This window comes from Nocardia nepalensis, from assembly GCF_048910785.1.
Classification (GTDB): domain Bacteria; phylum Actinomycetota; class Actinomycetes; order Mycobacteriales; family Mycobacteriaceae; genus Nocardia; species Nocardia nepalensis.
Map to the genome: position 1 here is coordinate 507,604 of NZ_JBKBET010000038.1, position 24,054 is coordinate 531,657.

The following is a 24,054-nucleotide window of genomic DNA, read 5'->3' on the forward strand; positions in this document are numbered from 1 at the left end:
GTCGCCCGCGCACTCGGCGCCGCAGATCGCCCGGCACTGATCACCGCCGAGGCAGCGCACTCGCCATCCCAATAACGCCGCGGCACTCCGGAATCCCAGGACACTCCAGACAGCCGCTCCCACACTCGAACCAACAGCTCGGACGAAACCAGCGCACTCATCTCGATCCCCTCCCTGTCGGAGCGCCTGAACCCACCTCGAGGACCTGCCTCAGCACCTGACGAGTCGCCTCCGCACTCAACGCGACAGATCGCCTGGCGCTGATCACCGCATAGGCAGCGCACTCGCCATCCCGATAACGCTGCGGCACTCCGGAATCCCAGGACACTCCAGACAGCCGCTCCGACACTCGAACCAACAGCTCGGACGAAACCAGGGCACTCACCTCGATCCCCTCCCTGTAGCACCGCCTGAACCCACCTCGAGGAACTGCTCCAGCACCTGACGCGTCGCCGGCGGACTCAACGCCGCAGATCGCCTTGCGCCGAGCACGTCCCCGGTATCGCGCGTCGCATTTCGATTTCGCTGCGGCACTTTGGATTTCATTGACAACCTCACCTCGTCACGGCGCCACGAAGTCCCGGGCACCGCCGCATTGCCCGCACTGCTGCACTGCTGCCTCGCCGCACCGCCGCACCGCCGCACCGCCGCACCGCCGCACCGCCAGCATGAACCCGAAGCAGCGCCTCGGATTGCCAACGCACTCATCGCAGCCCCTGCCCGATCGGAGCGCTGAGCACACCCAATACCGCGTCCGCTGCATCGCGGAGCGGCCCGCGGCGCAGCGTCAGGCCACCGCGTTCGAGGCGGGCAGCAAGGCCGGGCTGGGCTCGGACGGCGGCCAGCAGGGGCAGGTCGAGGACCTCGGCGACCTCGACAGCACGTAGCCCGCCGGGAGCCGGCCCACGAACTACCAAGCCCTGGTTCGGATTTCGCTGGCCGATGTGCGCGGCGACCGATTCGGCGGCGGCGACGGCGCGCAGGCGGGCGGGAACGACCAAGACGACGAGGTCGGCCGCGTCGAGTATCTGGTCGGCGTGCGGTCCGCGTTCGCCGGATATGTCGCATATCACCAAATCGCCTGCGGCACGGCCTGCTTCGATGACAGCGCGGATCGCGGCGGGACCAATTTCGGCGGGCAAGCGTCCGGCACCACCGCGGCCGCAGGACAGTACCGCCAGTCCCGGCGCCGCTGCGGGCAGTGCGCTGTGCAGCGCCGCAGCGGAGACCCGACCGTCCTCGATCACCAGATCCGGCCAGCGCAGTCCCGACCCGGTTTCGATGCCGAGCAGCAGGTCGAGGCCGCCGCCGAGGGGTGCGGCATCGACGAGGATGGTGTCGCGCCGGAAGCGCTCGGCGGCGGATCGCAGCCCGGTCGCGGCGGCCAAGGTCGACGCGCCGGCACCGCCGCTCGCGGCCGCGATCGCGACGACCACACCGTCGCCCATGCGGTATTCACCGTGCTCAGCAAACTTCTCGATAAGCCCCACCGCGGCGCCGGGTAGCGCTATGACGCGCTCTGCTCCGACGGCCGCCGCGGCCTGCCAATCGGTCAATCCCGGTTCCCCGTCGGTCACCAGCACGGTGCCGATACGCCGGAGATATCCGGCCTCGGCGCAGCTCTTGGCCGCGTTTGTGTCGAGAATCACCAGCGGCGCCGACGCCCAGGCATGTCGGCCGACGGGCAGGCCGCGCTCGTCGAGGGCACGCTCCGCGGCCGCCGCGACCCGGCGCACCTCGTCACGCAGCCGAATGTCCTGGATGAGCACGAGCGCGGGCGGCGGCGTGGGTGTCGCGGCAGCTTCGAGATTCATGCAGGTCAGCGTGCTCGAAGACGGGCAGGAGCAGAAGATGCAATATGCCGAATGTGGATAACTCGGGGGGTGTGGATAAATCCGGAGAGCCGAAACCGGGGGGAACCTTCCCCGAAATAGAGGACGGCCCCAGCCGGGGGGGGAGGAGGCTGGGGCCGTCGGGTTCAGCCCCGGGGGGTCGGGCTGAACGCGCCTGGACTATGTCCAGGTGCCAGCAATACTACACCCAAGCCCGGGCCACAACGCAAGTCTGTCGTCGGAGAACTTTATGGCCACCACCGGCCCGGCGTCTGCGGGGCAAACCCGCCGGACGAACTCCGCGCCCGGCCCGTCCGGCACGGTCGGCGGCGCATGCATATTCTGAACGGGTGACGGCCGACGGCGACCAGACAGAGCTCGCGGACCAGACAGCACGGGATGCGACGGCACCGAAGCGACCCGCCGCCGCGGGCGAGCGTGTCGCCGCCTTCTTCGATCTCGACAAGACGGTGATCGCGAAGTCGAGCACGTACGTGTTCAGTAAGCCCTTCTACGCACAGGGACTGCTCAACCGGCGCGATGTGCTGGAGAGCAGCTATGCCCACTTCCTGTTCATGCTGTCGGGCGCCGACCACGATCAGATGGAGCGGATGCGCGCCAATCTGACGAATATGGTCGCCGGCTGGGACGTCGAACAGGTGAAATCCATTGTGGCCGAAACACTTCACGAGCTCGTCGACCCGCTGATCTACGCCGAGGCGGCCGATCTCATTGCCGACCACAAGATTCGCGGCCATGACGTGGTGATCGTTTCGGCTTCGGGCGAGGAGATCGTCGGCCCGATCGCCGAGGTGCTCGGCGCCTCGCATACCGCCGCCACCCGAATGGTGGTCGAGGACGGGCGCTACACCGGCGAGGTCGAATTCTATTGCTACGGTGCGGGTAAGGTGACCGCGATCGAAAAGCTCGCCGCCAGTGAGGGTTACGACCTGTCGCGGTGCTATGCCTACTCCGATTCGGTGACCGATTTGCCGATGCTGAGCGCGGTGGGGCATCCGACCGCGGTGAATCCGGATCGCAATCTGCGTCGTGAGGCGGTGGCCAAGGGCTGGCCGATTCTCACCTTCTCCAACCCGGTTTCGCTGTGGGCGCGGTTCCAGACCCCGTCGTCGACCACCCTTGCCGCGACAGCGGCGGTCGGGTTGAGCGCGGTGGTCGCCGGGGCGATCAGCTACCGGCTGCTGCGCCGTCGCCGCTGAGCCTTAGCTGCCCCGGCACGGGCCCCGCGGCCTGGCCGTTCGGGGGTGCGGCGGACGGCTTGCGGAGGCGTTTGCTGACATAACGCAGATAACGCTGCGACCAGGGATTTAACCACGAAACGCCGGTAGACACGCCGATTATTGAATGTTTCCGCAAGCCTTGATGTGGGCGCAGTCACAGTGTAAAAAGGTAATTACGGAAGGACGGAAGGCCTGAGCGGAACCGGAAGAGAAGGTTCAGCTCCCCGACCCACCCTTCCCAGCACGGGCTACAGGCACCCACGCGGAGCGCGCCGCGACAAGGGCAGAAGCGTTGTGGGCCTGCGAGATACGAGCATTCGACGGCGAGGGCCTCGCACAGGTTGCGGGGATGAACCGCCGGAGTTCGGATTATCGCCGAGGCCGCAGAACACAACCCACCTAGCACGCTTGGTAACCCGGAGTCCGTGCTAGCGGGCGGTGAGGTCGTCAACGACAACGCCGCCCGCTTTGATGTGTGCGACACCCGATCTGAGGGCTAGCCCGATGCCGCCTCGGCGATCGACGTAGCTTCCCGCGCACCATCCTCGAAGGCGCCACAGCACAGGATCACCCAGCTGCCCACCGCATCCGCGGTTCCCGAGCCGAATCCGGCCGCCGCATCCAAGTACTGCTGACGCCGCCGCAACCAGAAAACTTCGGGCACGCCGAGGCTGTGCGGGTCCAGCCCACTGGACGCCGCAACCAGCCGGGAGGCCGCGCGCGCCACGATGCCGTCGGCGGTACCGAACGGCCGCAACGCCAGCAGCTCCCCGTGCACGACCGCCGCGATGACCGGCGCGGGGGCCTTGGATCCGAGCACCGTCTGCGCCAGCAGGTCGAGCCGTTCGGCCACGCCGCCGTCCGCACGCGGGCGCCCGAGCAGCGCCTCGTCGGTCACCAGATCGGCCGCGGCCAGAAGGTGCAGCCGGGCCAGCGCCTGCAGCGGCGCCCGCTGCCAGGTGCCGACCAGGTTCCGCAGCGCGTCACCGTCGAGGGCCTGCCCGACCCGCAACGATCCGGCCAGGATCGGATCCGCGACGCGGCCGTCGGCGGGCAGTTCGGTGCTGGCGCCCTCGATCGCGGCGGATGACCTGGCCGCGCGCACCGCCGCCTCGGCCGCCGTGGTGGGCCAGCCCCGCCGGTTCGCCTTGTGCCGGTGCACGGCGGCGAGCGCGTCGCGCGCCTTATCAGCGGCTTCGCGCACACCTGGCAGATCGACGAGGGGCTGTAGCGGATCGGTCACTGAGACATTTTGCAGCGCCCGCGGCGCTGCGTGTTCGCGGCCCCCCGAATATTCAGCATCGCGGAGCGATTCGATGAGGGGTGGTGGTCGGGCGACGGGTGGGCCTCGCGGCTGCCCCTTTCGAGCGACCCGCATGCAGTCGCAAGCGGCCCCTATCGAGCGACTTGCATACAGGTCCGCCAGCGGCCCCTTTCGAGCGACCTGCAAGCAGTCGCTAGCGGTGCCATCGAGGCTCGCGACTTCGTCGCATGCGCTTCGACGACTCGGCTGAGTCAATGGCCGCGACTTCGCGCGGACGCGAGACGCGCCGCGAACTCCTCGCTCGTAAGACTCGCTCCGTCATCGTCCGGTCCGCGAGGTATCTATCGCCTCCTGGTCAGCCCGCCAACAGGTCCCGTCCCGGGATGGCGTCGAGCAGGCGGCGGGTGTACTCCTCTCGGGGGTTTTGGAAGACCTCGTCGGTGGTGGCCGCTTCGACGATCCTGCCGGTCTGCATGACGAGGACATCGTCGGCGATTTGCCGGACGACGGCCAGGTCGTGGGTGATGAACAGGTAGGACAGACCGAGTTCGGCCTGTAAGTCGTTGAGCAGCTTGAGGATCTGGGCCTGGACGAGCACGTCGAGGGCGGAGACCGCCTCATCGCAGACCACGACCTCCGGCGAGAGCGCGAGCGCACGGGCCACCGCGACGCGCTGGCGCTGACCGCCGGAGAGTTCATTGGGGTAGCGGCGCATCACCGAGGACGGCAACGACACCTTGTCCAGCAGGTCGCGCACCGTCGCCTCGCGCTCCTTGGCGGTGCCGATCTTGTGCGTGCGCAGCGGCTCCTCGATGGTGCGGTAGATCGAGTACATCGGATCCAGCGAACCGTAGGGATCCTGGAAGATCGGCTGCACTCGCCGCCGAAACGCGAATGCGCCCTTGCGATCCAGCTTCGCCACTGCCCTGCCGTCGAAGGTCACCGAACCCGATGTCGGTTCGAGCAGACCGAGCACCATCTGCGCCACCGTGGACTTGCCCGAACCGGACTCACCGACGATCGCCGTGGTCGTACCGCGCTTCAGCCGGAACGACACATCGTCGACCGCGATGAAATCCGTCGACCGCCACGGCGTGCTGCCGCGAATCTTGAACGCCTTGGTCAGATTCCGCGCGACCACCACGTCATCGGGGACCACCGCCAGCTCATTGTCGGCCGCCGCGACCTCCTCGGCGACCTGCACGGCCTGCTTACGCACCTCGATGCGCTCGCGCACCGACGAGAGCCGCTGCGAGGCGAGCGAGGGCGCCGAATTCACCAGCTTCTTGGTGTACAGATGCTGCGGTTCGCGCAGAATCCGCAGTGCCGGACCGGATTCCACCACCTTGCCGCGATACATCACCACGAGATGCTCGGCCCGCTCCGCGGCCAGGCCGAGGTCGTGGGTGATGAGCAGTACCGCGGTGCCGAGTTCGCTGGTGAGTCCGTCGAGATGGTCCAGGATCTGCCGCTGCACCGTGACGTCGAGGGCCGAGGTCGGCTCGTCGGCGATCAGCAGTTTGGGGCGGCAGGCCAGCCCTATGGCGATGAGCGCGCGCTGGCGCATACCGCCGGAGAATTCGTGCGGATACTGGTTGACCCGGCGCGCCGCATCCGACATGCCGGCTTCCTCGAGCAGTTCGATGGCGCGCTGCTTGGCCGCCTTGCCCTTGGCAATGCCATTGGCCTCCAAGGTCTCCCGGATCTGGAACCCGATCTTCCACACCGGATTCAGATTCGACATCGGATCCTGCGGGACCAACCCGATGCCGCTGCCGCGAACCGCGACGACATCGCGCTTCGACGCCTTCACCAGATCCTTGCCGTCGAACACGATGGAGCCGGAGGTGACCTTCCCGGTGCCCGGCAGCAGATCGATAATGCTGTGCGCGGTGGTGGATTTCCCGGATCCGGACTCCCCGACGATCGCGACGGTCTGCCCCGGATACACCGACAGACTGACGTCGCGCACCGCCGGAATCTTCTTGCCCTCGGAGGAGAAGCTGACGTTGAGATCCTCGATCTCGAGCAATGGTCTATCGGACATCGTCGCGGTCACCTCTTCCTCGCCTTCGGATCGAGTGCGTCCCGCAGCGCGTCGCCGAGCAGGATGAAGCTCAGCACGGTGAGCGCCAAAGCCGTTGCGGGATAGAACAAAATCGGCGATCCGCCGCGCAGCTCGTGCTGGTTGGTATTGATATCGGAGCCCCAGGACACGATCGTGCGCGGCAAACCGACGCCCAGGTAGGACAACGTCGCCTCGGTGACGATGAACGCGCCGAGCCAGATCGTGGTGACCACGATCAGCGGCCCGGCCGCATTCGGCAGCACATGGCGCAGCAGTGTCCGTATTCGGCTTACGCCCAGTGCCTTTGCCGCCGTGACATATTCGCTGTTCTTCGCCTCGATCACCGCACTGCGCGCGATGCGCGCCGCCTGTGGCCAGGTGAATGCCGCCAGGATCAGGATGACGGTCCAGATCGTGCGTGAGTCGAGCAGCTGCATGATGACGATCGCGGCCAGCATCAGCGGAATCGCGTAGAAGATCTCCGCGATGCGGGAGACGACCGAATCGAGCAGCCCGCCGTAGAAGCCCGCGAGGGCACCGAGCGTGCCGCCGACCACCAGGAATACCGTCGTCGCCCCCAAACCGGCCATCACGGAGGCCCGTGCGCCGTAAACGGTTCGGGTGTATACGTCGCAGCCCTGCTTATCGAAACCGAAGGGATGCCCCGGCCCGCGCGGATCCATGCTGAAATCGCCATTGCAGTAACGCGGATCCTGATCCGAGAACAGGCCGGGCCAGAGCACCACGATGGCGATGAAGATGATCAGCACCGCGGCGATGATGAAGATCGGATTGCGGCGCAGTTGGCGCCACGCGTCCTGCCAGATGCTGGTCGGCGAACCGGTATCGACGACCTGGTCGGTGGCGAGCACCTCCACTTCGTCGGGCGGAGCGACGAAGTGCGGTTGCCTGTCCGGGGCTTTCTTGTCGAGGTCAGGCATATCGGATCCTCGGGTCGAGGGCGGCGTAGAGCAGGTCGATGATCAGATTCGAGATCAGGAAGATCACGATCAGCACGGTCACGAACGAGACCACCGTTGGTGGTTCACCGCGGGTGATCGCCTGGTAGAGCGTTCCGCCGACGCCCGGAATGTTGAAGATGCCCTCGGTGACGACCGCGCCGCCGATCAACGCGCCGAGATCGGCGCCGAGGAAGGTGACCACCGGGATCATCGAATTGCGCAGAATGTGCACGGTGACCACCCTGGGCCGACTCAGCCCCTTCGCGGTCGCGGTGCGCACGTAATCGGCGGACATGTTCTCCGCCACCGAGTTCCGGGTCAGCCGCAGCACGTAGGCGAACGACAACGACCCGAGCACGAAGGCCGGCACGAGCAGCTCACGGATGCTCGCCTTGCCGGTGACGGTCACCGGCGCGATGCCCCATTTCACGCCGAGCACGAACTGGGCGAGGAAGCCGATCACGAAGATCGGCACCGCGATGATGATCAGGCTGACCACCAGCAGCGTCGAATCGAACAGTTTGCCCTTGCGCAGCCCCGCGATCAGACCGAATATGACGCCGAAGACGCCTTCGATGAGCACCGCCATGAACGCCAGTCTGATGGTGATCGGGAACGCCCGTGCGAGCTCGTCGCGTACCGGGCGGCCGGAGAAGGCCGTCCCGAAGTCGAGCGTGAAGATGCCCTTCAGATACAGCAGATACTGCACGAAGAACGGGCGATCCAGGTGATAGCGCGCACGCAGCTGGGCTTCCACGGCGGGCGTCATCGGCTTGTCGCCGGCCAGCGCGTGGATCGGATCGCCCGGAACTAGGAAGACCAGTGCATAGATGAGCAGCGTCGCCCCGAGGAAGACGGGGATCATTTGGAGCAGACGCCGCAAGACATACCAGGCCATTTCGTCTCCTGGGTGAGCGGAGCGACCGTGCCGTCAGGTCATGACGGCACGGTCGCGCCGAGCGGCTACTTCTCGATATTCTCGAAGTCGAACAGACCATTCCAGGCCAGGTCGGCCTTCTTCACCTTGTCCGAACGACCCGCTGCGGCAAGGTAATCGATTACCGGGATATCGGCCATATCCTTGATCAGCAACGCCTGTGCCTGCGCCACGATCTTGTACGACTCCTCCAGCGTCGGCGCGGCGAGCGCGGCGTCGAGCAGGTGGTCGAATTCGGGGCTCTTGTAGTCGACGTTATTGGTCTCGGAGTAGCTGTAGTACTGCGAGGTGAGGAACTGCAGCATGGTCGGGTAGTCGCCCTGCCAGCCGTAGCGGAACGCCTTGCCGATCGTCTTCTGGTTCACCAGATCTCGGATGTTCTTGAAGGTCGGATACGGCGTGCCGACGGCATCGATGCCAAGGGTGTTCTTGATGCTGTTGGCCACGGCCTCGACCCAGGCCTGGTGGCCGCCGTCGGAGTTGTAGGCGATCTCGTAGCGACCCGACCACGGCGAGAGGGCATCGGCCTGCGCCCAAATCTTCTTGGCCTCTTCGGGGTTGTACTTCAACACCTCCGAGCCGGGCAGGTTTGCATTGAATCCGGGCAGGGTGCTCGATGTGAAGTCGCGCGCCGGGATCTTGGTGCCGTTGAAGATGGTGTCGCAGATCTGCTGCCGGTTGATCGCCATCGAGATGGCCCGGCGACGCAGCAGACCTTCCTCACCGCTGAAGTGCGGGACCGTGGCCTGGACGCCGATGTGCTGGTTCTGCGCGGACGGCTCGAGGATCGCGCGATCGCCGAGGTCCTTCTTGTAGGAGGTCAGCGCGCTGTCCGGAATCGTGTCCAGGGTATCGAGATTGCCCGCCTGCAGATCCGAGTAGGCGGTGTCGAACGACTGGTACATGACGAAGCGCAGACCCTTGTTCTTGGGCGGGCGTCCGCCCTTGTAGTCCGGGTTCGGCACCAGGTCGATCTTGACGTTGTGCTCCCAGTTCTGGAACTTGTAGGGGCCGTTGCCGATCGGGTTCTCACCGAAGGCCTTCATATCCTTGAACGCGGCATCGGGCAGCGGATAGAACGGCGCATAGCCGAGTTCGGTCTCGAAGTCGATGGACGGCGACTTCAGCTCGACGGTGAAGGTCCGGTCGTCGACCACCTTCAGACCCGACATCGTCTGCGCAGTAGGGACTTTCGCCGACACGTCGTCGAATCCGACGATCGGGGTGAACGCGTAGCTCTGCAACTGGGCGTTGGTGCCGAGGGCGCCGTAGTTCCAGGCGTCGACGAACGACTTCGCCTTCACCGTGGTGCCATCGGTGAACTTCCAGTCCGGCTTGATGGTGATCGTGTAGGTCTTGCGGTCGGTCGTCTTGATCGACTCGGCCATCTCGTCGTGCGCGACGCCCTTGCCGTCGTAGTACTTCAGACCCGCGAACAGCCGGTCCACGACGCGGCCGCCCATATTTTCGTTGGTATTGGTTGGTACCAACGGATTCTGCGGTTCACCACCGTTCGTCGTGACGATGCCGGCATCGGCACTATCGCTCGACGAACATGCGGACAGTCCCAGGCTTGTGGCCAGTACGACTGCCGCGGTCAACGCTGTAGCTCTGTTGAATCTCAACGCGTTCTCCCGATTTCGAGACAGGCGAAGGGGATCCGTGACGCACATGCGTAACTGCCCAGCGCGCCCCGACTCGATCCGCCTTGGAATGCCTGGGACAGTAGCTATTCGGCGCAGCCTTGTCACCGGATTGACCAAGGTTCGTTCCACTTGTTACCAATCCGGCAACGTCACCGAAACACGTTAAAGATTCATGAGAAAACAGTCATCCGCCGGAACTATGCCTCCGTTGGGGCTTCCGGTGTCCGGAGCTGCTTGATCAACCACGATAGCGACCGGGAGCCCGGTTTGTCAGCGGATCGCGCAGGATACCCGCCGTGGTGACGGGATGGAAATCCGGTGGACACACCGGACGCGGTGTCGGTCACAGTTGGTTACTGTCGAATTCGACTGCGACTGCCAGCACCACGGGTTACGTGAAGGAAGAGACGAGATGACCGAAACCACCGCAGACCACCGGGACTCGTATCCGCCGACCGCGGAGTTCGCCGCGGCGGCGAATGCCGACGCGTCGCTGTATCACCGGGCCGCGGCGGATCGCGACGCGTTCTGGGCCGAACAGGCCGAGCGGCTGCACTGGGATCAGCCGTGGACGCAGGTGCTCGACTGGACCGATGCGCCCGTCGCGAAGTGGTTCGTCGACGGCAAACTCAATGTCGCCTACAACTGCGTGGACCGCCACGTGCTCGACGGGCACGGCGACCAGGTCGCCATCCACTGGGAGGGCGAACCGGGCGACTCCCGCGACCTCACCTACGCCGAACTGCTTGCCGAGGTCTCCCGTGCCGCCAACTACCTGACCGAACTCGGGCTCGAGGCGGGCGATCGGGTCGCCATCTATATGCCGATGGTTCCCGAGGCGATCGTCTCGATGCTGGCCTGCGCCCGACTGGGGCTGACGCATTCGGTGGTATTCGCTGGCTTCTCCCCCACCGCGCTGCGCCAGCGCGTCGACGATGCCAGCGCCCGGTTGATCATCACCACCGACGGCCAGTGGCGTCGCGGTAAGGCCGCCCCGCTGAAGGAGGCCGTCGACGAGGCGCTGTATGCCAACGGCGATGTGCCGCACAGTGTCGAGCACGTACTCGTGGTGCGCCGCACCGATATCGAGGTGCCGTGGACCGAGGGCCGCGACCTGTGGTGGCACGAGACCGTCGCGCAGGCCTCGCCCGAACACCAGCCGCAGGCCTTCGACGCCGAGCACCCGCTGTTCATCCTCTACACCTCCGGGACCACCGGAAAGCCGAAGGGGATTCTGCACACGAGCGGCGGATATCTCACCCAGGCGTCCTACACCCACCACAACGTCTTCGACCACAAGGCCGGACAGGACGTGTATTGGTGCACAGCCGATATCGGCTGGGTCACCGGGCATACCTACATCGTCTACGGACCGCTGTCGAACCGCGCCACCCAGGTCGTCTACGAGGGCACGCCGAACTTCCCGGACGAGCACCGGCACTGGAACATCGTCGAAAAATACGGCGTCACCATCTATTACACGGCGCCGACGCTGGTGCGCACCTTCATGAAGTGGGGCAAGGAGATTCCGGCCGCCCACGATCTGTCCAGCATCCGGCTGCTCGGCAGCGTCGGCGAGCCCATCAACCCGGAGGCCTGGCGCTGGTACCGCGAGGTGATCGGCGCGAGCACGGCGCCCATTGTGGACACCTGGTGGCAGACCGAGACCGGTTCGATCTTGATCTCCCCGCTGCCCGGCGTCACCGCCGCGAAGCCGGGCGCCGCGATGACACCGCTGCCCGGCATTTCGGCGAAGGTCGTCGACGAGGAGGGCAAGGCGGTCCAGCTCGGCGAGACCGAGGCCAACGGCTACCTGGTGCTCGATCAGCCGTGGCCGTCGATGCTGCGCGGCATCTGGGGCGATATGGAGCGCTACCGGGCCACCTACTGGGAGCGCTACGCCGAACAGGGCTGGTACTTCGCCGGTGACGGCGCCAAGCTCGACGCCGACGGCGATTTGTGGGTGCTCGGCCGCGTCGACGATGTGATGAATGTCTCTGGCCACCGCATCTCCACCGCCGAGGTCGAGTCCGCGCTGGTCGGGCACTCCGGGGTCGCCGAGGCCGCGGTCGTCGGCGCCAGCGACGACACCACCGGGCAGGGCATCGTCGCCTTCGTGATCCTCACGGCCGAGGCCAAGGACACCGGCGACGCGCTCGTCGACGAGCTGAAGGCCGAGGTGTCGCGGGAGATCAGCCCGATCGCGCGGCCGCGCGAGATCCACGTGGTGCCGGAGCTGCCCAAGACCCGCAGCGGCAAGATCATGCGGCGACTGCTGCGCGACGTCGCGGAGGGACGCGAGTTGGGCGACACCTCGACGCTGGTCGATCCGAACGTATTCGAGGCGATTCGGGCCAGTCGCGCCTGATTCGGCATACCCCGAGCGGCACGTCGTAGGGCCGGTGACGAAATTCGTCACCGGCCCTAACCGTTAGAATTGCGCAAGGTGTGCCGGGAAGCCTGGTCGGCATGCGGTCGTGTACCTGAAAGCCGAATCGGCGGGATCGCGCGTCCGCGGTCCAGTCCACCCTGCCGGAAGGTTTCCCGTGATCACCCAAGTGCGCTCGGAGCTCACGCGCTACCTACGGACCGAAACCGTTGGTGGCGCAATACTTCTGATCGCGGCCGCGGCCGCGTTGCTGTGGGTGAACTCGCCGTGGGGCGAAAGCTACTTCACCATCACCGAGACCGTCCTGCCCATCGAGTCGCTGCATCTGGACCTCACCGTCGCGGACTGGACCAAGGACGGTTTGCTGGCGATCTTCTTCTTCGTCGCCGGGCTGGAGCTCAAACGCGAGTTGGTGGTCGGTGAACTCGCCGACCCCAAGCGGGCCGCGCTGCCGATCATCGCGGCCGTCGGCGGTGTGGTCACCCCGGCGCTGATCGCGCTCGCGGTCGGCTTCGGCACGGATGGCATGGATCGGGGCTGGGCCATTCCGGTGGCGACCGATATCGCCTTCGCGCTGGCCGTGCTGGCCATGACCGGATCCCGAATTCCGGCGAGTGCGCGGGTATTCCTGCTCAGCCTCGCGGTGGTCGACGACCTGTTGGCCATCATCCTGATCGCGGTGCTGTTCACCACGGCACTGTCGGTGCTGTGGCTGCTGGCCGCGGCGGCCTGTTTCGCGGGGTGGGCGCTGGCCCAGCACCAGCGGATCACCACACCGCTGGTGTACCTGCCGCTGGCGCTGGTTTCCTGGTACGCGCTGCACGAGGCGGGCATTCACCCGACTCTGGCCGGCGTCGCCCTCGGGCTGCTGACCCGGGTGCGCAAAGACCCGGGTGAGGCACAGGCCCCGGCCACGCGGCTCGAGCACCTGATCCAGCCGATCTCGGCCGGATTCTGCGTGCCGCTGTTCGCCTTGTTCGCTTCCGGAGTTCCGTTGGACGGCAAGGTTTTCCAGCAGCTGTTCAGCGACAGGCTGTCGCTGGCCGTCATTCTCGGATTACTGCTGGGCAAGACCATCGGCATCTTCGGGATCAGCTGGGTGGCAATCCGATTGGGCATCGCGAAGCGTCCGGCGAGTCTGGGCCACCGAGACATGTTCGCCCTCTCGGTGCTCGGCGCGATCGGCTTCACCGTTAGCCTTCTGGTGGCAGAACTCGCGCTGGCGGACGTAGGCGACGGCTCGGCCGTCGAATTGGCGAAGGCCGCTGTGTTGGTGACATCAATGGCGGCGTCGCTCGCCGGTTCGGCGCTACTGTTGCGGCGTGGGCGTGTCCACCAGGCGCGGTGGGACGCGCGTGCGATAGAACGAGAGACTGAGGCGGAAGCAGTGCCGGGACAGGGAGAAGGGTCGACCAAGTGAGTTTCACAAACGGCGGTAACGGGGACGAGTCGCGTCGCGACCGCACTGTCACCTCGATTCCCCTCTCGGATGCCAACCCCGCCGGGTCGGCGAGCTTCGGCACCCTGGTCCGCGATGCCACCGAGCAGATGTCGACGCTGGTGCGGGCCGAGGTCGAACTGGCCAAGGCGGAGGTGACCGGTGAGATCAAGAAGGCGCTGCAGGGCAGCGTCTACTTCATCCTCGCGCTGACCGTCCTGCTGTTCAGCACCTTCTTCTTTTTCTTCTTCCTCGGCGAGCTGCTCGACGTCTGGCTGGCGCGCTGGGCGGCGTTCCTGATCGTGTTCCTGTTGATGATCGCGGCGACGCTGGCGCTGGCCTTCCTCGGCTATCTGCGCGTCAAGAAACTGCGGGCGCCGGAGAAGACGATCGATTCGCTCAAGCAGGCGCGCACGGTGCTGCCGAGCGGCTTCGGCTCGCACGAAGAACACCTCGTGCTCGAGAAGCCGTCGAAGTAGGGCCCGGCGCGGCTGCGTCGACTAGGCGGTGGGGCACGCGCCACACTAGGCTCGATCGGCGTGTCGTCGAACTCGTTTCCCGATCCGTCCAGCGTCCGTTATGACGGACCGTGGACGCATCGGGACGTGCATGCCAACGGCATTCGCTTCCACGTCGTCGAGGCGGCGCCGGAGCGCCGAGACGCACCGCTGGTCGTGCTGCTGCACGGGTTCGCCGACCTCTGGTGGTCCTGGCGGCATCAGCTGACCGGACTCGCCGATCTGGGCTATCGCGCGGTAGCGGTGGATCTGCGCGGCTACGGCGACAGCGATAAGCCGCCGCGCGGCTATGACGGTTGGACGCTGGCGGGCGATATCGCCGGTCTCATCCGCGCCATGGGTTACTCCGAGGCCACGCTGGTCGGCCACGCCGATGGCGGACTGGTCTGCTGGACGACCGCGGTGCTGCACCCGCGGCTGGTGCGCTCGATCGCGCTGGTGAGTTCCCCGCATCCGGTCGCGCTCAAGAGCGCGGTGCTGCGGGACCGGCGACAGCGGCGCGCCTGGCTGCCGAATTTCCTGCGCTATCAGCTGCCGCGGTACGGCGAACACCTGCTCACCTCGGGCAATGGGTTCGAAGTCGAGCGGCTGCTGCGTCAGCGGGTGAGTCGAACTTGGTCGGGCAGCGCCGAATTCGTCGATACGGCCAATCGGATGCGCTCGGCCATCCAGATCCCGGGTGCGGCGCACTGTGCCCTGGAATATCAGCGCTGGGCCTTCCGCAGCCAATGGCGTCCGGACGGTCGCCGCTTCATGGCCACCATGCGCCAGCCGATCCGCATCCCGGTGCTCGCTATGCGCGGTGAACTCGACAGCTACCTGCTGCCCGCGACCTTCCAGCGCGGCCGCCGCTTGTCGCCGCAGCGGCGACAGGTCGTGATTCCGGACGCGGGCCACTTTGCCCACCAGGAGAATCCGGACGCCGTCACCGCTGAGCTGGCCAAGCTACTCGGCTGAGGCCCCGGCGCGTCGCTCAGCGCCGCAGCGCTCGCGCGTACACACGGCCGAGTACACGACGTCGACGCCGCACCGGTCAGCGCCACAATCGTCAGACGGACACAGTGCCAAGCCGCGCCGGTCAGCGCGGCAATCGTCGGACGGATACAGGGGCGGTGGCCCCTGTGTCCGCCGCTGGTCAACTCAAAACGCAGGCACCGGTGTCCACCGCCGTGACGGAGGCTGTGGCCGCATCGAGTTGGGGCCGGACCTCTGCCAGTGTCAGGACGTATCCGGTGTCGTCGTCGGTCACCGCGGCGCCGAATACGATGCCGAGCGCACGGCCTTCCGTGTCCACCAGCGGTCCACCGGAATTGCCCGCGCGGACCTGTCCGCGGACGGTGTAGACCTCACGTTCGACGGTGCCGTTGCGGTAGATCGTCGGTCCGGTCAGGTCGAGCGTTTCGCGGATTCGGGCCGCGCTGGCCGTATACCGGCCGCCGCCCGGATAACCGAGCACGATGGCATTCTCGCCGGAGCGCGCGGGCGTGGATGCCTGCTCGACCACCGGCGCGGTGAGCCCCGGCACCGCCAGGATCGCCACGTCCTTGGACGGATCGAACAGCACGACCGAAGCGTTGAGCGGACCAGCGACCGCGTCCACGGTGATGCTGGTGGTTCCGGCGACCACGTGGGCGTTCGTCACGATCCGCTCGGGCGCGATCACGAAGCCGGAGCCCTCCAGCGCACGCTGGCAGCTGGGGGCGACGCCACGGATGCGCAGGACGCTCTGCTGCAGCGAGGCCGCGACCGGGCTGGCGAGCACGCTGGGATCGGGTGGTTCGACGGCCGCGATCGGGGCGCGGCCGAACGGCCCGATGACGTCCGGAAGTCCGGAGGTATTGAGCAGCTTGGAGAATTCGTTCGGCAGCCGCCGCAGCCAGTTCGGGGAGACCTCGTTGACATCGGCGAGCACCTTCGAGCCGTTGATGGCGGCGGCGATGGCAGGCTGGGACGAGGTGGCCAGCGGCAGTGCCAGCAACCATGCGGTGACCAGTACCGCGACCGCTTGCAGCAGCGCGCCGACAACGCTGTCCACACTGCGGGTGAACGGATGACGCATGCCGCCGCGCGCGGCCCGGCCCAGGACCATGCCCGCGACCTCACCCACGATGACCAGCAGCACGATCAACAGCACGCCGGTGAGCACCCGCGGTCTGCCCTCGTCGACGTGGATCAGGATGTGCGGCGCGATGAGGATGCCGGCGACCGCGCCCAGCACGACGCCGAGGAAGGCCAGTGCGGAGGCCACCGCGCCCTGCCGCCAGCCGGAGGAGGCGGCCAGCAGCGCGAGCAAGACAACCGCGATGTCGAGCCAGGCCGACGAGCTCATAACGTCATTCCTACGGCTGCCAAGGCGGTTTCCAGATCACGGACATCGCTGTGGTCCCAATCGCGTTCCCACCCTGCGGCTTTGCAGATTCCGGCCAGAATGCCACCGGTCAGTCCCCACACCAGCATGCCGTCGACCTGGAATGCCGGGCTCTGATACCCGAGGCTGCCGCGCACCAGGAAACGGTTCGCCGGTTCCAGCAGGTCGGCCAGCGGCACCCGAACCACCCGTTCGGTCTCGCTCTGATTGACCACTCGGACCTCCCTCGGGGTGTGCCAGTAGGCCACCACCGGGGTCACATCGAATCGGGACGGGGGCACGAACAGTTTCGGCAGTACGGCAAAGGGTTCGACGCCGTCGCGGGCCAGCCCGGTCTCCTCACAGGCCTCGCGCAGGGCGGTGTCGATCGGCCCGGAGTCGCCCGGATCGACCGCACCGCCGGGGAAGGCGACCTGACCGCGGTGCTGGCGCATGGTGGACGCGCGCTGGGTCAGCAGCACATCCGCGTCGGCGGGCAGCCCGCCGGGGGCATCGGGATCCGGTTCGGGCGAGCCGCTGAACAGCACGAGCACCGCCGCCTGCCGCGGCGCGCTGTTGACGGTCATGGCCCGCCGCAACGCTCTTGCCAGGGTCAAGGTATCGGTCGCGTCGGTATTCGGGTCCGCCGCCCGGCGCAGCCACTTCGGGATGCTGTCCGGCGTGGGGATCTCGGTCATGCCGCAACTCCCAAATTGTTCGCGACCGTATGGGCGATATCGTCGACGCCGGTGAAGGCGCGCACCACCACCTCGGCCACCGATCCGTCCGCGCGCAGCAACACCGACACCGGAAGTACCGCGGGTGCGCCGACCGCGGTGCGGACCTTGGCGCGCGGATCGAGCACGCCCGGCAGTGTCACCTTCAATTCGGTCGCCAATGCGAGGGCCCTCGCCTCATCAGGATCGCTGTGCACCGTGAGCACGGTAATCGCGTTTCCGGCGCGGCGCGCGAACTCCTGCACATCCGGCAACTCTTTGGCACACGGTCCGCACCAGTACGCCCACAGGTTCAGCAGTGCCGGTTTACCAGCGAGCGCGGCGGCCAGATCGACCGGTTTGCCGTCGGATAGACAGCTGAGGCCGAGTCCGGCCAACGGTCCGCGCGCCACCGCATCGGACGCGGGCGCCGGACATGGGGCCAGACCGGCGGCGGTGCGCGCCTCGACCGAGGCGCTCGCGACGGAATTCGCCGGATGGTCGCTGCCAGCCGCGGTGTCGTCGGTATTCCGGGGCCACAGCGCGACCGCCAAGGCCACCACGGTGATCAACCCTGCCAGCGCCAAGCGCGCCGCGACAGGTATCCGACTCACCGGCCCACCAGCTCGAGCAGATGCTCCGCCTCCGGCCCCTTCACCAGCTTGGCCGCGGTATCCGGATCGGTCGGCCCGGCGCCGAACGACGGGCAGTCCTTGGCCAGGATGCAGACACCGCATGCGGGCTTGCGGGCATGACAGACCCGGCGCCCGTGAAAAATCACGCGATGGGACAGCATCGTCCATTCCCTACGCTCGATCAGCGCGCCGACGGCGTGCTCGACCTTCACCGGATCTTCCTCGGTGGTCCATCCCCAGCGGCGCACCAGACGACCGAAGTGGGTGTCGACTGTGATGCCCGGCACCCCGAAGGCGTTGCCGAGGATGACGTTGGCAGTTTTGCGGCCGATGCCGGGCAGCTGCACCAATTCGTCGAGGGTGTGAGGCAATTCACCATCGTAGCGTTCGACCAGGATCTGTCCGAGTCCGATCAGCGCACTGGTCTTATTGCGGAAGAACCCGGTCGGCCGGATGTATTCCTCCAGCTCGGCGCGGTTGGCCTCGGCATAGGCGCGGGCATCGCGGTACTCGGCGAACAGCGCGGGTGTGGTCAGATTCACCCGCTCATCGGTGCACTGCGCGGAAAGTATTGTGGCGACCGCCAATTCGAGCGGCGTGGTGAAGTCCAGCTCACAGTGCGCATCCGGGAAAGCGAGCGCGAGCGCACGGTCCATCCGCCGGGCTCTGCGGGTAAGGCCCAGCTGGGTTTCCGCTTGTCGCGCTCGGGATTTGCGTTTCGGAACGGAGACCGCGGCGGGTTGCGCATCGGTCGCCTCGACGGCAGGCGAAGGCCCACTGATGGAAGCTGTGGAGGGGGAGACACGCACCTGTCCACCATACGGAACCGCGCGGCAACGGTGCCCTCCTAGATCTCTCGCCGTGTTCCATCTGAGACCTAGACCGTGTTTACTGCTCGTCATGCAAGGACTCGCTGTGGTGCTCTTCCCAGTGGTGCTGATGCTGTTTGCACTGGGCATGGAGCGGGTCGAGAATCGGCTCCGCAAACTTCTCGAACCCGACGAAGAGGTTCAGCAGTACCTGGACAAGGCAAGCAACGCCGAAGTGAAGGAGCTGACGAAGCTCGGACTGCCCGCCGCGGTGGCACGGATGCGCAGGCGCCGGTCCCGTGGCGAAGAATTGGACGTCGCACGCGCGAGCTGAACAGGTACCAACCAGTAACCGGCGCGCCGCGCAATCCACTCTTTACGTGGTGTCTGTCACTGCGGTGCTCCGATGCCGCGTAGACTGCGCTGTTGGCCGATTCGCTTCGGTCCAGGACAGAGCCATTTCCCATAAGGAGCACATTCGTGGACGAGGCCCTCGCCAGAGCAGGCATCTTCCAAGGCGTAGAGCCCACCGCGGTGGCGGCTCTAGCCAAACAACTGCAGCCCGTGGATTTTCCGCGCGGCCATGTCATCTTCAACGAGGGCGAGCCCGGCGACCGGTTGTACATCATTACCTCGGGCAAGGTGAAGATCGGCCGGCGTTCCCCGGACGGCAGGGAAAACCTGCTGACCATCATGGGTCCGTCGGACATGTTCGGTGAGCTGTCGATCTTCGACCCGGGTCCGCGCACCTCGACCGCGACCACAGTGACCGAGGTTCGCGCGGTCACCATGGACCGTGACGCGCTCAAGTCCTGGATCGACCAGCGGCCCGAGATCGCCGAGCAACTGCTGCGCGTACTCGCCCGCCGCTTGCGCCGCACCAACAACAACCTGGCCGACCTGATCTTCACCGACGTCCCCGGTCGGGTCGCCAAGGCGTTGTTGCAGCTCGCGCAGCGGTTCGGCACCCAGGAGGCCGGTGCGCTGCGGGTCACCCACGACCTCACCCAGGAGGAGATCGCCCAGCTGGTCGGCGCCTCCCGCGAGACCGTGAACAAGGCGCTCGCCGACTTCGCGCATCGCGGCTGGCTGCGGCTGGAGGGCAAGAGCGTGCTGATCTCCGATTCCGAGCGCCTGGCCCGCCGCGCGCGCTGACGTTCGACCCATATCGGCGACCGGACACCCGGCCGCCGCATAGGCGTGCCGCGGCAGCTGGTCGCCGCGGCACAGACGCGAAAGCACGCTGAGTTCAGCGTTCAAACGAACTCAGCGTGCTGTTGTGTTTTCTAGTTCTGTTCGGCGCGCAGGTACTCGAGCTGCGCCTGCACCGAACTGCGCGCGGCCAGCCACAGTCGCTTGTCGACATCGGCGTAGACCTTGCGCACCACCGCCATGGCGCCCGCATCCGGGCCGAGCACCCGCAGCGCCTCCCGCACTTGTTCGAGACGCTCTTGCCGATGCGCGATGTAGTACCGCGCGATCGGCTCCAGATCCGGATGATCCGGACCGTGCGCGGGCAGCAGCGCACGTCCCGCGCCCACCGCTACCAGCTTGTCCAGCGACGCCAGGTAGTCGGCGAGGGTGCCGTCGCTGGAGTCCAGCACGGTGGTACCGAAGCCGAGGATGGTGTCGCCGGTCAATACCGCGTCGTCGAGGACGAAGCTCACCGAATCCTTGGTGTGGCCGGGGGTGTCGAGGACGGCGATCCGCAGACCGGCCGCCTCGATCACCTCGCCGTCGACCAGCGGCGCATCGGAGTCGCGCAGGAATTCGGCGGTCCTGGCCCGCACCGGCGTACCCGTGAGCTCGACCAGACGGTCGATGCCGCCGGTGTGGTCGTGATGCCGATGGGTGACCAGGGTGAGCGCGATATTGCCGTCGGTGGCGCGGGCGATCGCCTCGGTGTGCGCCTTGTCCTCGGGTCCCGGATCGACGACGACGTACTCCGATTGCCCCGGCGCGCGCAACAGCCAGGTGTTGGTGCCCTCCAGCGTCATCTGGCCCGGATTGTCCGCGAGCACGACCGCCGCGGTCGGCGTGACCTGCCGCAGTTGGCCGTATGCGGGATGGGTGAGCGTCATCGGAGTACCCCAGTCGTTCGAAAACTAGCCGTAGCGACTGCTTGCAGGTCGCTCGAAATGGAGCGTAGCGACTGCTTGCAGGTCGCTCGAAAAGGTCTGTGCGAACCTGTCTAGCGCACTTCGGCGATCAGTTCGACCTCGACCGGGGTGTTACGGGGCAGTTCGGCGACGCCGACCGCGGAGCGCGCGTGCACGCCCGCATCACCGAAGACCGCACCCAGCAGCTCCGATGCGCCATTGATGACCTGCGGCTGATCGGTGAATCCCGGTGCGGAGGCGACGAATCCGACGACCTTGACGATCCGCACCACCGCGTCGAGCCCGACCAGATCGTGCACCGCGGCGATCGCGTTCAGCGCGCAGAACTTGGCCGCCTCCTTGGCCTGCTCGAGCGAGACCTCGGCGCCGACCTTGCCGGTCGCCGTGAGCTGTCCGTCCACGAATGGCAGCTGCCCGGAGGTGTAGACCAGCGAGCCGGTGCGGATCGCCGGAATGTAGGCGGCGACCGGGGCGACGACCGGCGGCAAGGTCAGTCCGAGCTGGGCGAGGTTCTTCTCCCACTGGGTCATTGGCGAAATCCCTTCGCTTTACTTGGGACGCTTGAGGTAAGCGACGTGCTGTTCGCCGGTCGGACCGGGCAGCACGGTCACCAGCTCCCAGCCGTCGGCGCCCCACTGGTCCAGGATCTGCTTGGTCGCATGCGTCAGCAACGGGACGGTGGCGTACTCCCACACCTTCGAATCACTCATGAACGAGACTGTATCTTCGGCCGCACGGGCGGGGCGTGTTCGCGGCCCCCTAATCTCTCGCGTCCGCCGCGAAAGGGTCCTCGTAAGACTCGCTCCGTTGGGGTCGATAGAGCAGACGTCTCGCCTTGCGGCATCACTGCATCCCACCGTCTGGGACAGAAATGTCGGAAAATGAGGCGCTGGCCATATCCCTAGGGCGCGATCTCAGGGCGGGTTATAGGCTCGCGATCGTGGGAGTACCAACAGCAGTGCCTATTTCGGCGGAGCCGGGGCTGGAAACGGGTTGGCCGGAGCGCGCGGATAAGGCCCGCTTGCACTATGTCTCCGGCAAAGGGGGAACCGGCAAGTCGACGGTCGCGGCCGCGCTCGCGCTCGCGCTGGCCGCGGGTGGCCGGCGAGTGTTGTTGGTGGAGGTGGAGAGCAGGCAGTCCATTGCCCAACTGTTCGACCTGCCGCCACTGCCGCCCACCGAGACCAGGATCGCCACCGCGGACGGCGGCGGTGAGGTGGTCGCGCTGGCGCTCGATATCGAGCACGCCTTCCTCGAATACCTCGACATGTTCTACAACTTGGGCTTCGCCGGGCGGGCCATGCGCCGGGTCGGCGCGATCGAGTTCGTCACCACGATCGCACCGGGTCTGCGCGATGTCATCCTGACCGGCAAGATCAAGGAATGCGCGGTCCGGGTCGATAAGCAGGGCAAGCCCGTCTTCGACGAAATCGTCGTCGACGCACCGCCGACCGGGCGGATCGCCAGCTTCCTCGACGTCACCCAGGCCATGCTCGAGGTGGCCAAGGGCGGGCCGATCGCCTCGCAGGCCGAGGGCGTCTCGCGGCTGCTGCACTCCGATCAGACGATGATCCACCTGGTCACCCTGCTGGAGGCGCTGCCGGTGCAGGAGACCGCCGACGCGGTCGCCGAACTCACCGCCAATGACCTGCGGATCGGCACCGTCATCGTGAACCGCGCGACCAAGGGCCAGCTGCCCGCCGACGTGCGCAATAAGGCCGCGCGCGGCGATATCGACCGCGATGCCATTCGCGCCGGCCTCGCCGAGGCCGGAATCTCATTGCCGGACCAGGACTTCCAGGGTCTGCTCACCGAGACCGCCGAGCACGCGGCGACCTTGCAGGCACAGGACGACAGCGCCGCCGAACTCGCGAAGGTCGATGTGACGCGGATGTATCTGCCCGCGCTCGACGACGGCATGGACCTCGGCGGACTGTATGAACTGGCTGAACATCTAAGTAAGCAGGGAGTCCGATGAGTTCTCCGAATGTGGCCGCGCCGCTGGATGTTTCGAGGATCATCGAGGACCCCACGGCGCGGGTGGTGGTCTGCTGCGGCTCCGGCGGCGTCGGCAAGACGACCACTGCGGCGGCCATCGCGCTGCGCGCGGCCGAACAGGGTCGCAAGGTTGTGGTGCTCACCATCGATCCGGCGCGGCGACTGGCCCAGTCACTCGGTGTCGCCGATCTGGACAACAGCCCGCAGCGGGTGGCGCTCGGCCCGGAGGTCAAGGGCGAACTGCACGCGATGATGCTCAATATGCGTCGCACCTTCGACGATATGGTGCTCGAGCACACCAGTCCGGACAAGGCCGAGCAGATCTTCGCCAACCCCTTCTATCAGACGGTCGCCTCCTCCTTCGGCGGCACACAGGAGTACATGGCGATGGAGAAGCTCGGCCAGCTGGCCGGGCGCAAGGAGTGGGACCTCATCGTGGTCGACACTCCCCCGTCCCGCAACGCACTGGACTTCCTCGATGCGCCGAAGCGTCTCGGAAACTTCTTGAACGGCAGGATGATCCGGGTCATCATGGCCCCGGGTCGCGGTGTCACCCGGTTGGTGACCGGCGCGATGAGCCTGGCCGTGCGCGGTGTGTCGACGATCGTCGGCGGCCAGATGCTCAAGGACGCGTCGAACTTCCTACAGTCGCTGGAATCGCTGTTCGGTGGTTTCCAGGATCGCGCGGACCGGACCTACGCGATGCTGTCCAAGCCGAGCACGCACTTCCTGGTGGTCGCGGCGCCCGAACCGGACGCACTGCGCGAGGCGTCGTTCTTCGTCGACCGCCTCTCGACCGAACGCATGCCGCTGGCCGGATTGGTATTGAACCGAACCCATCCCGTGCTCAGCGCACTACCCGCCGATCACGCGCTCGCCACCGCCGATCAGCTGGCCGAATCCGATCCACTGACCGCCGCGGTGCTGCGCATCCACGCCCAGCGGGTCGCCACCGCCAAGCGCGAACAGCATCTGCTGCACCGGTTCACCGGCGCGCATCCGCGGGTGTCGATCGCCTCGGTGACCGCGCTGCCGTTCGAGGTCTCCGATCTGGAGGCGCTGCGAGCGGTCGGCATTCAACTCACCGATGCGCATGCGGTCGAGGTGACCGCCTGAGCGTGCCGATTCGAACCG

At 66.7% G+C, this 24,054-nt stretch carries 22 protein-coding genes; 9 read left to right on the plus strand and 13 right to left on the minus strand.

Features of this window, described 5'->3' with window-relative positions; translation table 11 throughout:
* Positions 1-704 precede the first annotated feature (704 nt).
* Positions 705-1,814, minus strand: a complete 1,110-nt coding sequence (ssd, locus tag ACHQ4I_RS36945; RefSeq protein WP_420776524.1) for a septum site-determining protein Ssd — start codon at positions 1,812-1,814, stop codon at positions 705-707.
* A gap of 368 nt (positions 1,815-2,182) precedes the next feature.
* Between ssd and ACHQ4I_RS36950 the strand changes: the two genes are divergently transcribed.
* Positions 2,183-3,052 (plus strand): HAD family hydrolase, encoded by an 870-nt coding sequence (locus ACHQ4I_RS36950; protein WP_420776525.1) that lies wholly within the window; start codon positions 2,183-2,185, stop codon positions 3,050-3,052.
* Positions 3,053-3,569: 517 nt separating this feature from the next.
* On the opposite strand, the gene ACHQ4I_RS36955 is transcribed toward ACHQ4I_RS36950, so the two are convergent.
* From ACHQ4I_RS36955 to ACHQ4I_RS36975, 5 genes are all read right to left on the minus strand, one after another.
* Complete coding sequence (locus ACHQ4I_RS36955; protein ID WP_420776526.1) at positions 3,570-4,316, minus strand: Fic family protein; 747 nt, start codon at positions 4,314-4,316, stop codon at positions 3,570-3,572.
* Between the two features lie 376 nt (positions 4,317-4,692).
* Positions 4,693-6,384 (minus strand): dipeptide ABC transporter ATP-binding protein, encoded by a 1,692-nt coding sequence (locus tag ACHQ4I_RS36960; RefSeq protein WP_420776527.1) that lies wholly within the window; start codon positions 6,382-6,384, stop codon positions 4,693-4,695.
* 8 nt (positions 6,385-6,392) lie between these two features.
* The gene (locus ACHQ4I_RS36965) at positions 6,393-7,346 is read right to left on the minus strand and encodes an ABC transporter permease (RefSeq protein ID WP_420776528.1); all 954 of its coding nucleotides are present in this window, start codon (positions 7,344-7,346) and stop codon (positions 6,393-6,395) included.
* The gene (locus tag ACHQ4I_RS36970) at positions 7,339-8,265 is read right to left on the minus strand and encodes an ABC transporter permease (protein ID WP_420776529.1); all 927 of its coding nucleotides are present in this window, start codon (positions 8,263-8,265) and stop codon (positions 7,339-7,341) included. Before ACHQ4I_RS36970 ends, ACHQ4I_RS36965 begins: the two co-directional genes overlap by 8 nt.
* Positions 8,266-8,330: 65 nt before the next feature.
* The gene (locus tag ACHQ4I_RS36975; protein WP_420776530.1) at positions 8,331-9,977 is read right to left on the minus strand and encodes a peptide ABC transporter substrate-binding protein; all 1,647 of its coding nucleotides are present in this window, start codon (positions 9,975-9,977) and stop codon (positions 8,331-8,333) included.
* Positions 9,978-10,362: 385 nt separating this feature from the next.
* Here ACHQ4I_RS36975 and acs point away from each other — a divergent pair, with 385 nt between their 5' ends.
* The 4 genes from acs to ACHQ4I_RS36995 all read left to right on the plus strand — a co-directional run bounded on the left by acs (position 10,363) and on the right by ACHQ4I_RS36995 (position 15,252).
* Complete coding sequence (gene acs, locus ACHQ4I_RS36980) at positions 10,363-12,318, plus strand: acetate--CoA ligase (protein WP_420776531.1); 1,956 nt, start codon at positions 10,363-10,365, stop codon at positions 12,316-12,318.
* A gap of 181 nt (positions 12,319-12,499) precedes the next feature.
* Positions 12,500-13,759 carry a Na+/H+ antiporter NhaA gene (nhaA, locus tag ACHQ4I_RS36985; RefSeq protein ID WP_420776647.1) on the plus strand — a complete coding sequence of 420 codons (1,260 nt, stop codon included), beginning with the start codon at positions 12,500-12,502 and terminating at the stop codon, positions 13,757-13,759.
* The gene (locus tag ACHQ4I_RS36990; RefSeq protein WP_420776532.1) at positions 13,756-14,256 is read left to right on the plus strand and encodes a phage holin family protein; all 501 of its coding nucleotides are present in this window, start codon (positions 13,756-13,758) and stop codon (positions 14,254-14,256) included. The genes nhaA and ACHQ4I_RS36990 overlap by 4 nt, the downstream gene beginning before the upstream one ends.
* Before the next feature lie 60 nt (positions 14,257-14,316).
* The gene (locus ACHQ4I_RS36995; protein WP_420776533.1) at positions 14,317-15,252 is read left to right on the plus strand and encodes an alpha/beta fold hydrolase; all 936 of its coding nucleotides are present in this window, start codon (positions 14,317-14,319) and stop codon (positions 15,250-15,252) included.
* Positions 15,253-15,430: 178 nt separating this feature from the next.
* Here the strand turns inward: ACHQ4I_RS36995 and ACHQ4I_RS37000 are convergent, their stop codons facing one another.
* From ACHQ4I_RS37000 to nth, 4 genes are read right to left on the minus strand one after another with little or no spacing between them, the layout of a single operon-like run.
* Positions 15,431-16,624, minus strand: coding sequence for a MarP family serine protease (locus ACHQ4I_RS37000; protein ID WP_420776534.1), 1,194 nt, complete (start codon positions 16,622-16,624; stop codon positions 15,431-15,433).
* The gene (locus ACHQ4I_RS37005; protein WP_420776535.1) at positions 16,621-17,340 is read right to left on the minus strand and encodes an NUDIX hydrolase; all 720 of its coding nucleotides are present in this window, start codon (positions 17,338-17,340) and stop codon (positions 16,621-16,623) included. Before ACHQ4I_RS37005 ends, ACHQ4I_RS37000 begins: the two co-directional genes overlap by 4 nt.
* The gene (locus ACHQ4I_RS37010) at positions 17,337-17,972 is read right to left on the minus strand and encodes a TlpA family protein disulfide reductase (protein ID WP_420776536.1); all 636 of its coding nucleotides are present in this window, start codon (positions 17,970-17,972) and stop codon (positions 17,337-17,339) included. Before ACHQ4I_RS37010 ends, ACHQ4I_RS37005 begins: the two co-directional genes overlap by 4 nt.
* Complete coding sequence (gene nth, locus ACHQ4I_RS37015) at positions 17,969-18,649, minus strand: endonuclease III (protein WP_420776537.1); 681 nt, start codon at positions 18,647-18,649, stop codon at positions 17,969-17,971. The genes ACHQ4I_RS37010 and nth overlap by 4 nt, the downstream gene beginning before the upstream one ends.
* A 244-nt stretch (positions 18,650-18,893) precedes the next feature.
* On the opposite strand from nth, the gene ACHQ4I_RS37020 reads away from it, so the two are divergent.
* Positions 18,894-19,136 (plus strand): hypothetical protein, encoded by a 243-nt coding sequence (locus ACHQ4I_RS37020; protein ID WP_040686056.1) that lies wholly within the window; start codon positions 18,894-18,896, stop codon positions 19,134-19,136.
* A gap of 146 nt (positions 19,137-19,282) precedes the next feature.
* Entirely contained in the window at positions 19,283-19,957 is a 675-nt protein-coding gene (locus ACHQ4I_RS37025) for a Crp/Fnr family transcriptional regulator (RefSeq protein WP_011206875.1), read from the plus strand.
* A 131-nt stretch (positions 19,958-20,088) separates the two neighbouring features.
* On the opposite strand, the gene ACHQ4I_RS37030 is transcribed toward ACHQ4I_RS37025, so the two are convergent.
* From ACHQ4I_RS37030 to ACHQ4I_RS37040, 3 genes are all read right to left on the minus strand, one after another.
* Positions 20,089-20,883 (minus strand): MBL fold metallo-hydrolase, encoded by a 795-nt coding sequence (locus tag ACHQ4I_RS37030; protein ID WP_420776538.1) that lies wholly within the window; start codon positions 20,881-20,883, stop codon positions 20,089-20,091.
* A gap of 110 nt (positions 20,884-20,993) precedes the next feature.
* Positions 20,994-21,452, minus strand: coding sequence for a RidA family protein (locus tag ACHQ4I_RS37035; protein WP_420776539.1), 459 nt, complete (start codon positions 21,450-21,452; stop codon positions 20,994-20,996).
* An 18-nt stretch (positions 21,453-21,470) separates the two neighbouring features.
* Positions 21,471-21,632: a Sp36 family protein gene (locus ACHQ4I_RS37040; RefSeq protein ID WP_085998464.1), complete on the minus strand. Its 162-nt coding sequence runs from the start codon at positions 21,630-21,632 to the stop codon at positions 21,471-21,473.
* Between the two features lie 248 nt (positions 21,633-21,880).
* Here ACHQ4I_RS37040 and bagA point away from each other — a divergent pair, with 248 nt between their 5' ends.
* A complete protein-coding gene (gene bagA, locus ACHQ4I_RS37045) occupies positions 21,881-22,900 on the plus strand; it encodes an ATPase BagA (protein ID WP_420776648.1) in 1,020 nt (339 codons plus the stop codon).
* Entirely contained in the window at positions 22,897-24,036 is a 1,140-nt protein-coding gene (gene bagB / locus ACHQ4I_RS37050) for an ATPase BagB (protein ID WP_420776540.1), read from the plus strand. Before bagA ends, bagB begins: the two co-directional genes overlap by 4 nt.
* The last annotated feature ends 18 nt before the right edge of the window (positions 24,037-24,054 follow it).

Excerpts from the sequence above, each read along its gene's own strand:
- ACHQ4I_RS37000 (WP_420776534.1), bottom strand. The coding sequence starts at position 16,624 with ATGAGCTCGTCGGCCTGGCTCGACATCGCGGTTGTCTTGCTCGCGCTG.
- nth (WP_420776537.1), bottom strand. The coding sequence starts at position 18,649 with ATGGACCGTGCGCTCGCGCTCGCTTTCCCGGATGCGCACTGTGAGCTG.
- ssd (WP_420776524.1), bottom strand. The coding sequence starts at position 1,814 with ATGAATCTCGAAGCTGCCGCGACACCCACGCCGCCGCCCGCGCTCGTG.
- ACHQ4I_RS37035 (WP_420776539.1), bottom strand. The coding sequence starts at position 21,452 with ATGACCCAGTGGGAGAAGAACCTCGCCCAGCTCGGACTGACCTTGCCG.
- ACHQ4I_RS37030 (WP_420776538.1), bottom strand. The coding sequence starts at position 20,883 with ATGACGCTCACCCATCCCGCATACGGCCAACTGCGGCAGGTCACGCCG.
- ACHQ4I_RS37040 (WP_085998464.1), bottom strand. The coding sequence starts at position 21,632 with ATGAGTGATTCGAAGGTGTGGGAGTACGCCACCGTCCCGTTGCTGACG.
- ACHQ4I_RS36960 (WP_420776527.1), bottom strand. The coding sequence starts at position 6,384 with ATGTCCGATAGACCATTGCTCGAGATCGAGGATCTCAACGTCAGCTTC.
- bagB (WP_420776540.1), top strand. The coding sequence starts at position 22,897 with ATGAGTTCTCCGAATGTGGCCGCGCCGCTGGATGTTTCGAGGATCATC.
- ACHQ4I_RS36975 (WP_420776530.1), bottom strand. The coding sequence starts at position 9,977 with ATGTGCGTCACGGATCCCCTTCGCCTGTCTCGAAATCGGGAGAACGCG.
- acs (WP_420776531.1), top strand. The coding sequence starts at position 10,363 with ATGACCGAAACCACCGCAGACCACCGGGACTCGTATCCGCCGACCGCG.
- ACHQ4I_RS37005 (WP_420776535.1), bottom strand. The coding sequence starts at position 17,340 with ATGACCGAGATCCCCACGCCGGACAGCATCCCGAAGTGGCTGCGCCGG.
- ACHQ4I_RS36965 (WP_420776528.1), bottom strand. The coding sequence starts at position 7,346 with ATGCCTGACCTCGACAAGAAAGCCCCGGACAGGCAACCGCACTTCGTC.
- ACHQ4I_RS36970 (WP_420776529.1), bottom strand. The coding sequence starts at position 8,265 with ATGGCCTGGTATGTCTTGCGGCGTCTGCTCCAAATGATCCCCGTCTTC.
- ACHQ4I_RS37020 (WP_040686056.1), top strand. The coding sequence starts at position 18,894 with ATGCAAGGACTCGCTGTGGTGCTCTTCCCAGTGGTGCTGATGCTGTTT.